General features: G+C 45.9%; 7 protein-coding genes. 4 read left to right on the top strand and 3 right to left on the bottom strand.

Going from position 1 to position 10,318, the window contains the following annotated elements; genetic code table 11:
* Positions 1 to 97 precede the first annotated feature (97 nt).
* The 3 genes from AABW11_RS04675 to AABW11_RS04685 are packed head-to-tail and all read right to left on the bottom strand — an operon-like array spanning position 98 to position 5,681.
* A complete protein-coding gene (locus AABW11_RS04675) occupies positions 98 to 1,420 on the bottom strand; it encodes a TolC family protein (protein ID WP_340103622.1) in 1,323 nt (440 codons plus the stop codon).
* Positions 1,410 to 4,559, bottom strand: a complete 3,150-nt coding sequence (locus AABW11_RS04680) for an efflux RND transporter permease subunit (RefSeq protein ID WP_340103623.1) — start codon at positions 4,557 to 4,559, stop codon at positions 1,410 to 1,412. The genes AABW11_RS04675 and AABW11_RS04680 overlap by 11 nt, the downstream gene beginning before the upstream one ends.
* Positions 4,560 to 5,681 carry an efflux RND transporter periplasmic adaptor subunit gene (locus AABW11_RS04685; RefSeq protein ID WP_340103624.1) on the bottom strand — a complete coding sequence of 374 codons (1,122 nt, stop codon included), beginning with the start codon at positions 5,679 to 5,681 and terminating at the stop codon, positions 4,560 to 4,562.
* A gap of 345 nt (positions 5,682 to 6,026) precedes the next feature.
* Here AABW11_RS04685 and AABW11_RS04690 point away from each other — a divergent pair, with 345 nt between their 5' ends.
* The 4 genes from AABW11_RS04690 (at position 6,027) to AABW11_RS04705 (ending at position 10,232) form a co-directional block, all read left to right on the top strand.
* The gene (locus AABW11_RS04690) at positions 6,027 to 8,558 is read left to right on the top strand and encodes a M14 family metallopeptidase (protein ID WP_340103625.1); all 2,532 of its coding nucleotides are present in this window, start codon (positions 6,027 to 6,029) and stop codon (positions 8,556 to 8,558) included.
* Positions 8,559 to 8,782: 224 nt separating this feature from the next.
* Positions 8,783 to 9,076 carry a DUF2089 family protein gene (locus AABW11_RS04695; RefSeq protein WP_340103626.1) on the top strand — a complete coding sequence of 98 codons (294 nt, stop codon included), beginning with the start codon at positions 8,783 to 8,785 and terminating at the stop codon, positions 9,074 to 9,076.
* A 16-nt stretch (positions 9,077 to 9,092) separates the two neighbouring features.
* Positions 9,093 to 9,644 (top strand): hypothetical protein, encoded by a 552-nt coding sequence (locus AABW11_RS04700; protein ID WP_340103627.1) that lies wholly within the window; start codon positions 9,093 to 9,095, stop codon positions 9,642 to 9,644.
* A gap of 51 nt (positions 9,645 to 9,695) precedes the next feature.
* On the top strand, positions 9,696 to 10,232 hold the full coding sequence (locus AABW11_RS04705; RefSeq protein ID WP_340103628.1) for a PH domain-containing protein: 537 nt from the start codon (positions 9,696 to 9,698) through the stop codon (positions 10,230 to 10,232).
* The last annotated feature ends 86 nt before the right edge of the window (positions 10,233 to 10,318 follow it).

Genomic DNA, 10,318 nt, shown 5'->3' on the forward strand with positions numbered 1-10,318 from the left:
GAATGTATTCCAGGCTAAATATGATTATCTGAAAAATTGAGAGTGACGTGATGATCTACAGATATGAGTAAACTTTAGATACCTGCAGAGTTCCTCTTTACTTAATATCAGTTAGCAACTGCCCCGATAACTGCAGCAGATCAATTTCAGAAAACTTCGCCTGAACCCTTAGGGAAATCAGGTTCTGCCGGGTCTCCAGGAGATTAAGCTGGGCTTCGCGAAAGTCGGTATTGGTAACCTGACCCTGTTCAAAGGCAAGCTCAGTTCTCTCAAAGTTGAGTTCAGCTGTATCAACATTTAGTTGCTGTTTCTCCAGGAGAAATAAATTAGTGGTATAGGTTTCGTAAGCATTCAGAACCTCGCTCCGAACGTTTTTTTCGGTGAGACGCTTCTGCTCTTCGCTATTTTTTAGACGGATTTTATTGTTCTGAACAGTTAAGTTGCGGCGAAATCCATCAAAAAGAGAAAAACTAAATGAAAGGCCAGCCGAGAAACCATCGGTTTCCTGGAACGTAAATTGCCCTGCGTCACTTTCGAACCGGTTATAGTTATAACTTGCGCTGGTAGAGATCTGAGGATAGCGGGCGGCCCGAGACTGCTGGAGCTGCAGGCGGGCTTGCTCAGTTTCAATTTCTGATGCATTTAAACGCGCATTTTCTGAAAGAGCTGCGTGCAAGAGTGTGTCGAGTGACATCTGATCGTCTATTTCAACGTCATCGTCAACGGCTACATCCATTGATGGGTCAGCTCCCAGTAAGACCTGTAAATTTCGTTTGGCTCGGTTCAGGCTTAACTCGGTTTCTACAACACGGATGCTATCCTGGTTTAAACTAACCTCGGCATTTAAAAGGTCCACCCGGGAGCCGCCACCGGCTTCATAATTTTGCAGTGCGCGGCGATAACGCTGATTGGAAATTTCAACGGCTTCGCGGGTAACGACAAGTAATTGCGCCTGAGTGTTTACATTCAGATAAAGCTCGATAACCTGCAGAAGCGTAAGCTCTATTTCTCGTCGGGTCTGGACGGCACCAAGTTCTGCTCCCTGTTTAAGACTCTTCAGACGATATCGGTTACCAAATCCATCAAACAGCACCCATTGAAAATCAATCGATGCATTCAGCCTGTTTGAACGGCTGCCGGATACATCCTGCCCGGGCCGATTGGGAAACTCAAGGCGAGTGTCTTCAATCGATTCGGAATAGGAGCTGTTCAGAGAGAGGATTGGCAGATACCCGGCATTGCCGATCGTGGCACTGTTTTCGTCAATCTCTTCCAGATTTCTTGAAATAGTTATGGAGTGATTTTCTTCCAGGGCGATTTCAACGGCGTCTTTAAGAGACAGTGTGCCTGTATCTTGCCCTGAAGCGATAATTGGAATAACTATCAGGAGTAAAAAGCCGAGTGTCAGTTTATTCTTCATTTTCTTTCTCCCATTGTAAATCTTTAGCGACAGGTTGAACAGATTCGAGTGTTATCCATTCGCCTTCCCATAGCCAATGGACCGATCGTACGATATTACCGGCTGTAATAAGCAAAATGGGCAATAAAATCAAAAGTATTAAGGTAGCTCCCAAAAGGCCATAAGCAACGCTCACCGCCATAGGTATAAGGAATTGGGCCTGGAAACTTTGATCCAGAATGAGAGGTGCAAGCCCGGCAGCGGTTGTTCCGGTAGTAAGTATGATTGGCCTGAAACGCGACCTCCCGGCATCAATCATTGCTTCATACACATCCATCCCTTTTCGAAGATTATCGTTATAGGCGGTTACAAGCACCAGGCCGTCATTTACCAAAATACCCACCAGGGCAATAATACCCAGTAACGATAAGATGCCAAGGGGAATCCCGTGAATGAAATGGCCCCATGCGGCACCAATGATACCAAAGGGAATAATTGTCATAATTACAAGCGCCTGCGAAACCGATTTAAACGTAAAGACGATCACAGCAAAAATAAGAATCAATAAAACCGGCAGTGCTGTTTGCATGGCACCAATGACCTCTCCGGTTTCCTGAGCCTCTCCCTGAAGTGTATAGTTGATAGAAGGGTAAGCACTGATAATTTGAGGAAGCACCTGATTTTCAAGGTTACTTAAAACATCCGGAGCCGAGACTTGATTATTAGCGACATCCGCTTCTACTAGAATTTCCCGAACGCCATCACGGTGATAGATTGCTACAAGCCCCTGCTGATAACTTAAACTGGCGAGTTCGCTGAGCGAATGCCGGGATCCGTCAGGAGCCGTTATTTCCATATTCAGGATGTCCGCTTGGCTTCTGCGTTGGTCAATATCATAGCGAACCCAAACCCTTACCTCGTTTTTTCCGCGCTGCAGCCGCTGAACTTCATTTCCGAAAAAAGCATCGCGTACCTGGCTGCTGACCATTCGCGTAGTGAGCCCAAGGGCATAGGCCCGGTCATTCAGTTCAATGTGAATTTCCGGCTCTTCGTCATCACGGTTGTCAAGCACATCTGCGAGCCGCGGGTCATTTCTCATCTCCGACATCAGGCGGTCTGCTGCGCGATTAAGCTCATTAAAATTGGGTGAGAACAGAGAGATAGCCACCGGCTTCCCAAATGGAGACCCTCCCTCATAAGAAACCCTTTCCGCGCGCGGAATGGCACCAACTTCTTCCAGGAGATCTGCTATTATTTCTGATGTACGGAGCGGACGCTCTTCCGATGCCATCAGGTAATAGGTCATATTCAGCTCATTGGTTTCATAACCCACACGCATCTCAATATTTCGAATGATATCTTCATCAGTATTGAACTGATCACGATACTTTTCGTTCAGCCGTTCTCCGGCCGATACCATGCGCCGTCCCTGCCGTTCTGTATATTCTACATTTATAGCCCGGGTTAGCATCACGCTTACAGTAATACTGTTCTCCTCAATATCCGGGAAAAAAGTTGTGCGGATAATGCCCCCGCCAATTGAAGCGATTGTGAATACGAAAATGGACAGAAAGCTGAGGATTGTAAGTGTTTTATTCCGCAGGGCAAATTCATAAGAAGGCACGTAAAAACGGTCTCTGAAACGTTTGATGGAATTAGCAACCTTTTGCTGAACACCCTCGTTGCTCCCGTTCTTTTTAAGCGATTTGGAGTGGGCGAGGTGTGCCGGTAAAAATATGAAAACTTCTATGAGCGAAATGATAAGTGTAGCGGAAACAACAAAGGCCACATCAGAGAAGAACTCACCCAGCTGACCGGGAATAAAGAAGAAAAATGAAAACGCCAATACGGTAGTGATAATCGCAGATGTCACGGCCGACATCACCTCCATTGTGCCTTCCACGGCAGCATTTATGGGAGTAAGCCCCTCCTCGTATTTCTGAAAAATATTTTCACCCACTACAATTCCGTCATCAACCAGTATACCTATCACAATAATCATCCCAAACAGGGAGATAACGTTGATGGTGAGCCCGTACCAGATAGCCATCACAAACATGCCGCACAGTGATATGGGAATACTTAAAGCAACCCAGAAAGCAAGCCGGATCCTCAAAAACATGCCGAGTAAAAGCAGCACTAAAGCCGCTCCCAGAAGCCCGTTTTCCTGTAGAAGACTGATCCGGTCTCTCAGGCTTTTAGTGGAATCATCTACAAGATAGAGCTCCACTTCCGACCGGCCTGTATTGAATTCTTCTATGTATTCTTTGATACTTTCAGCGGCCTGAAGGATATCCTCATTGTTAGTTGTATTCACCGTAATGTTAATAGCCCGTGCCCTGTCCAGAAATACGCGCTGGGCGCCTTCTTCAAGATCATCCCGGACGTTGGCCACATCACTAAGGCGGATGATCGTTCCGTCAGGCCGGGTGATAACCGGGATATCTTTGAATCCCGTGGCAAAGTAATCTCTCTCCTCAACCCTGATGCGATACTCGAGCTCGCTTCCCCTCAGAATACCGCCGGTTGACCTGATGTTTTCGGCAGCTACTGCATTTGCCACATCCTGGATGGTCATGCCATAATTTCGCAGCGCTGATTCACGAACACTGATCTCGATTTCCGGGCTGTTGTAGCCAAATATGCTGATGCGGCTAATGTTATCATATTTACGAAGATCATCTTCTACCTGGTCGGCCAAATCCTGCAGTGCCGTTACAGATATATCTCCGCGCAGCACGAGCTGACCGGCAGGGTTGAGCTGATCCTGTTTTGAAACGGTAATCTCTTCAAGTCCGGCCGGGAACGTGCTGATGCGGTCTACTTCATTTTTGATCTCCTGAAGTGCCAGGTTGGGATCAATGCCGGTTTCAATTTCAACGGTTACGGTAGTTCTGTCTTCTTCTGTGCGTGATGTAATTTCTTTCACGCCATCTACGGCGGCAAGATTGTCCTCAATTTTCAGGACAATGCTTTCCTCCATTTCAATGGGAGATGCGCCGGGGTAAACAGCCGAAACATTGATAAATCGTACCTGCTGTTCGGGAAAAAAGCTGGACTGCAGATTCAGGGCAGCCAGTGTTCCGAAGAAGAGTATCACCACGATACAGAGGTTAACCAGGACAACATGTTTTACAAAAAACCGGATAATACCGCGCATCTATTGCTCCTCCCGGCGAGTTACTCTGGTGTCTTCAAACGCAGCATTTCTGAATTCGTCAATAATGGTAGTGCCGGGTTCAAGCCCGCTTACAATCATGCTGTCACCGGCGCTTGCGCGAAGTTCCACCGTAGTCAGCGTAGCCCGGCCGTCTTTTACTGTAAAGAGTTCATTATCCCGGATGAGAATATCTTTATGAATCTTAAAGGCATCAGCAAACACTTGTCCCCGAATATCACCTTCAAGATAATATCCCGGCTCAAGATCAGAATCACTGATATCCACAAATATTTTAACGCTTTGGGTTCCCGGTTCTACGAGGGCATTTTTCCGGGTTACGGTACCGCTATATGTTTCAGAATTAATACCGGTGGTGCGTACCGTAATAGTGGCTCCGGTAGATACATATTGTGCCTCGCGTGCCGGAATGGAAGCTTCAATTTCAAGTGTCTCTGTGCCGGTAAACTGCCCGAGCATTTGACCGCTTTGAACCAGTGCACCTGGATTTATTTGGTGATCGGTAACGACTCCGTCGAAGGGCGCTCGAATTGTAAATTTATCAAGCCGAACCTCCTGCTGACGGATAGAGTAAAATCTGCTGAACACATTCTGGCGATTCAGGTACATTCTGAACTGTCTGTCTGCTACTTCCGGCAGGGGCCGGAGAGATTCCGATGCGTCCATGTTGTCGAGATATGACGACCAGGCGTCGTAATTGCCGGGATAGTCAATACTGATATCGGGCAGTAGCTGAGAAATTATGGCTGAGAACTCATATCGGGCTGCCTGAAGTTGCTGCCGCTGCTCGTCATTATTTAACTGCATAAGGATGTCACCCCTGTTGAATGCCGTGCCTGTTTTGAACGGACGATCTCCATGTTCAAAAATACCGGTTACTTCGGCATAAATTTCAAACTGTTCAAATGGTATGACTCTACCCGTAAACCTGATCGATGATTGAATACTTTCGGGCTGGTAGGTTACCATTAAAACGGGGGCAGCTTCGGTATCACTTTCCTGAGTAGTTTCCTCTTCGGAGCCTGATACAATGTACCATGAGAGAAAAAGTGTGGCCACGAAAATAATCACTCCGGATATCACCGAAAGTTTGCGTGAATTCATAGTGGGATCGTTTAGTTGAATAAAACTGATAACATTTGAATAACTTCAACTATCTGTATACGTATACAGTTCAACTTTTTAACTCTTTTTTCATAACTATCTCATTTTCATAATTCAGCAATTGAACCGGCGCTTTTAAAAGTGACTGGTGATACACGTTTATATGAGATCAAAACTAAAGTCATATAAATATTTTCCTGCGCCGTGTGTGAACTGAAGCAGATGTGAATGACTAAGAAGTATTCGCAGAACAATTTATAGCTACTGAAATTGATGCTTTTAGCAGATAGAGGATTTAATTAAGTTGTCAATCTTGTAAAAAATCAAACAGATTGCCCAATAAATATGAAACTCCGGATTGTAATTTTTTTAGTCTTTTTCTTCTCAGGCGTGATTGTTCACCCGGTATTTGCCCAGCTTCAAAGCCCGGCAGACTACCTTGGCTACGAATTGGGGGATCGATATACACCCCATCACCAGGTAATGGGGTATGTTCGGCATGTGGCCGAAAACTCAAACCGTGTCTCTTTTGAGGCGTATGGCGAAACCTATGAAAATCGTGAGCTGGTCCATCTGGTTGTAACGTCACCGGCCAACCACCAGAATATTGAAGAGATCCGAACCAATAATTTAAAGCTAACCGGGTTGATTGAGGGTGAACCCACCGGCCAGAGAAAAGCAATTGTATGGCTAAGCTATAACATTCACGGCAATGAGACCTCGAGCAGTGAGGCCGCGATGAATACACTCTTTCAGCTGGCAGATCCGGGGAATATGGAATCTGCAGGCTGGCTCGAAAATACCGTAGTTGTGATTGACCCGATGGTTAACCCTGACGGCAGAGAACGGTACGTAAACTGGTTTCGCGGGATAACGGGCAGTGAATACGATCCAAAGGTGGAGTCGCGGGAGCATCACGAGCCATGGCCCGGAGGCAGACCCAATCATTACTATTTTGATTTGAACCGCGACTGGGCGTGGCAAACGCAGCAGGAATCTCAGATGAGATCAGCCATCTACCAGGAATGGATGCCCCATGTTCATGTTGATTTTCACGAGCAAGGCTACAACTCACCGTACTATTTCGCCCCGGCAGCCGAGCCATTCCATGAAGCCATCACCGACTGGCAGCGTGAGTTTCAAACCACAATTGGTGAAAATCATACCTCGTATTTTGATGAAGAGGGCTGGCTATACTTTACAAAGCAGCGGTTTGATCTGTTTTATCCAAGTTATGGAGATACCTGGCCCACTTTTAACGGCGCCATCGGCATGACGTATGAGCAGGCGGGCCATGGGCTAGGCGGTGCAGCCGTTATCACTGAAGACGGCGATACATTAACGCTGAAAGATCGCCTGACGCATCATACCGTTACCGGAATTTCCACCGTTGAAGTAACAGCCCAACATTCAGAACGGGTTATGAATGAGTTCGAGACCCGGTTTCAGCAAGCTGTTGAAAATCCAGCCGGGCAGTACAAAACTTATGTTGTGAAAGCAGACAACGATCCGGATAACATTTACAATCTGCTCACATTTTTAGACAATCAGCAGATTCGGTACGGGCGGGCCGGTGATTCTGAAAGGGCCGACGGCTACAACTATGCAACCGGCGAAAACGAGCGATTTTCAGTTGAAGACGATGATATTATTATTAGCGCATATCAGCCAAAATCACAGCTTGCCCGAGTATTTTTTGAGCCCAACCCGGCCCTGTCAGATTCTCTGACTTATGATATCACGGCATGGGAGGCGCACTACCGGTTTGGGCTGACGGGCTATGCAACTGAACGCCGAATTGATCCTGAGGCAGAACTATCGGCAGATCTATTTTGGAATTCTGAGTACACCGGCGTGAACGAGCCATACGCTTATATCGCAGAATGGGGATCGATGAATGATGCCAGATTCCTGGCCGATATCACTAAAAAAGGCATCAACAGCAGATTTAGCACAGTGCCGTTTCAGATAGACGGCAGAAAATTTGAACGGGGAACGCTCGTAATCACCCGTGCCGGCAATAAGCATCTTGGAGAGCAATTTGATCAAATTGTTCGAGAAGCAGCAACAGAGTTTGGCCGATCTCTTCATGGTAGCGCCAGCGGGTATGTGCAGGAGGGAGCTGATTTCGGTTCCTCTGATGTTGCTTTTATCGACAAACCCAAAGTGGCCATATTTATGGGAGATGGAACGTCTTCTCTGGCGGCCGGTGAAGTTTGGCATTTTTTCGATCAGCAACTGAACTATCCCGCTACGTTAATTCATACCCATCACTTTAGCCGGGTAGATCTGGGTGATTACAACACAATTGTGATGCCAAGCGGATATTATTCTGACATGCTGAATGACAGTGCAAAAAATAAACTGACCGACTGGGTGAAATCCGGCGGTAAGCTGATTGCCATTGATAATGCGGTGTCAGCACTTGCAGGAATTGATGCCTTTCAGATTTCGAGGAAATCACTGCCCGATAACGATGAAGAGGATGCCGACGAGTCAAAACTGCGCACATATGACGAAAGCAGCCGAATTCGTGCCATGAGCAGCACGCCCGGTTCTATCTTCAGAACCACGCTCGATGGTACCCATCCGCTGGCCTATGGATACAAGACGGACTATTTTTCGCTCAAAACAGATGCATCCGCATTTGACTATCTCAGCAGCGGCTGGAATGTGGGAACTGTTCGGTCCGATGCACACATGAGTGGGTTTGCAGGTCAGCTGGCAAAAGAGAATCTGGAAGGAAGTCTCTCATTTGGCGTTCAGTCTGTTGGATCTGGGGATGTTATTTATATGGTCGACAATCCGCTGTTTAGGGGATTCTGGGAGAACGGGAAAATTTTGTTTATTAACGCACTGTTTTTTGTGGGACAGTAATGGTTATCTCGTCAGCATGAGGCTGATACTTTAGCTTTCAATTTAAAATTAAGCCGATGATTGTGTCAAACGATCATCGGCTTTTTTTATGAACATATGTCAAATGCAGAAAAAGCGAAGGGCACAGATAGGTTAAATAGATGTGTACTTGTGATTATTTTATCAAATATTTGAATTATATATCAATAATATTTAAAATAAGTTAAATAAAATTAAATAAAGGTATGGAAAACAGAGAAAAGCAGCTCCCGGTCACATGTCCCAGCTGTGGAGGTGATTTGAATGTGAAAGTGCTTGGCTGCCCCAATTGCCGTACGGAGGTTAGTGGAGATTACGACCTGCCGGTGCTTTTGAGACTCAGCAAGGATGAGGTGGGATTTGTACTATCATTTATAAAAAACAGTGGGAGTTTGAAAGAGATGGCCAATGAGATGGGCCTGAGCTACCCAACGGTTCGCAACTATCTGAACGAGTTAATTGAAAAAATAGGCCGGCTTGAAGATGACTCTGACAACTGAAAATAAGAGACTCAGTATGTGGTTGTTTAACCCGTTTTTATTCGTTGGTGGTGAACGCATACTTTTTATCGGGCTGATCATAGCAGCGGTTCATATTCCGATCGGCTATTACTTGGATATTAGGTTTGCTGGCGCCATTGATATGCATCTTGTTCCCATAGTAACGTCCTGGGCTACACCCGTTGCAGATATTTTGATTGCATGGGTGAGCATGGCGGGATGCATGTTTGCAGCTGCAAAACTTTTCCGGTCACCAATACGTGTTATCGATATCACAGGTTCGGTTGCGGTTGCCCGAATACCGCTGCTAATTTCTATCGGACCCGCACTTCTGCTTGAGCCAGATGTTCAATCAATCGAAGAGCTGCTGAATCTTCAGGGATCAGAGCTATACCAGCTTGCGGCGTTAAGCGTCATAAGCATGCTATTTTTAATCTGGTACTTCGTTCTTCTCTATAATGCGTTCAAAATCAATTCAAACCTGAAAGGAGCCAGGCTGTGGATTGGATTTATTGGATCAGTCATCATTGCTGAAATTGTGTCGATTATGATCCAGCGCGCACTTTAAGCAGTTCAAAAGATACCTGATAAAGTAACCATCAATCCAAGGAATTAGATCATGAGCCATAATAGAACACGTTTCAAGGCACCGTGGGATTTTCTGCTCATCACAATGACCCTTGGAATCATTAGCCTGCTCATTGGTGTAGCAATTGCGACTGGCGTCCCGTGGGTTATACTACTCAATTTAGGACTTATAGTGGTTTTTGCTGCTTTTGGTGTTTATGGCTATAGCATTCAGGATGGCGAGCTGCAAATTGTTCGGCTGGGCTGGTCAAAAAATATCCCGTATTCCAGTATCAGGCGTGTTGATAACAAGCCGATAGCTATGATGGGGTCACTCAGGCTATTCGGAATTGGCGGAGTATTTGGATATATCGGCAATTTTAAAAACAGTATTCTGGGGCATTATAAAGCCTATGTGACCCATCGAAAGAAAACCGTCTTGATCGTGACCGATAACGATCAGAAAATTCTTATTTCACCCGATGCTCCAAAAGAGTTTATCAACTCGCTGAAATCTCACATAAGGAAAGAGTCCCGTGGAAAAGATGAGATTGACAAAATCTTCCGAGAGGCAGGATTAAATGATTGAAGTACCTAGGTACAAATCTGAATTTAATCTAAAGTGGTTTAATTCCCCGACCCTCTGGGTCGGAAAGGATAAAAGTCCCCCTTTGA

The sequence above is a fragment of the Rhodohalobacter sp. 8-1 genome (assembly GCF_038150125.1).
Lineage (GTDB): Bacteria > Bacteroidota > Rhodothermia > Balneolales > Balneolaceae > SW132.

Bases quoted from the DNA above. Each gene is read 5' to 3' on its own strand.
- AABW11_RS04675 (WP_340103622.1), bottom strand. From the start codon at position 1,420: ATGAAGAATAAACTGACACTCGGCTTTTTACTCCTGATAGTTATTCCA.
- AABW11_RS04680 (WP_340103623.1), bottom strand. From the start codon at position 4,559: ATGCGCGGTATTATCCGGTTTTTTGTAAAACATGTTGTCCTGGTTAAC.
- AABW11_RS04685 (WP_340103624.1), bottom strand. From the start codon at position 5,681: ATGAATTCACGCAAACTTTCGGTGATATCCGGAGTGATTATTTTCGTG.
- AABW11_RS04690 (WP_340103625.1), top strand. From the start codon at position 6,027: ATGAAACTCCGGATTGTAATTTTTTTAGTCTTTTTCTTCTCAGGCGTG.
- AABW11_RS04695 (WP_340103626.1), top strand. From the start codon at position 8,783: ATGGAAAACAGAGAAAAGCAGCTCCCGGTCACATGTCCCAGCTGTGGA.
- AABW11_RS04700 (WP_340103627.1), top strand. From the start codon at position 9,093: ATGTGGTTGTTTAACCCGTTTTTATTCGTTGGTGGTGAACGCATACTT.
- AABW11_RS04705 (WP_340103628.1), top strand. From the start codon at position 9,696: ATGAGCCATAATAGAACACGTTTCAAGGCACCGTGGGATTTTCTGCTC.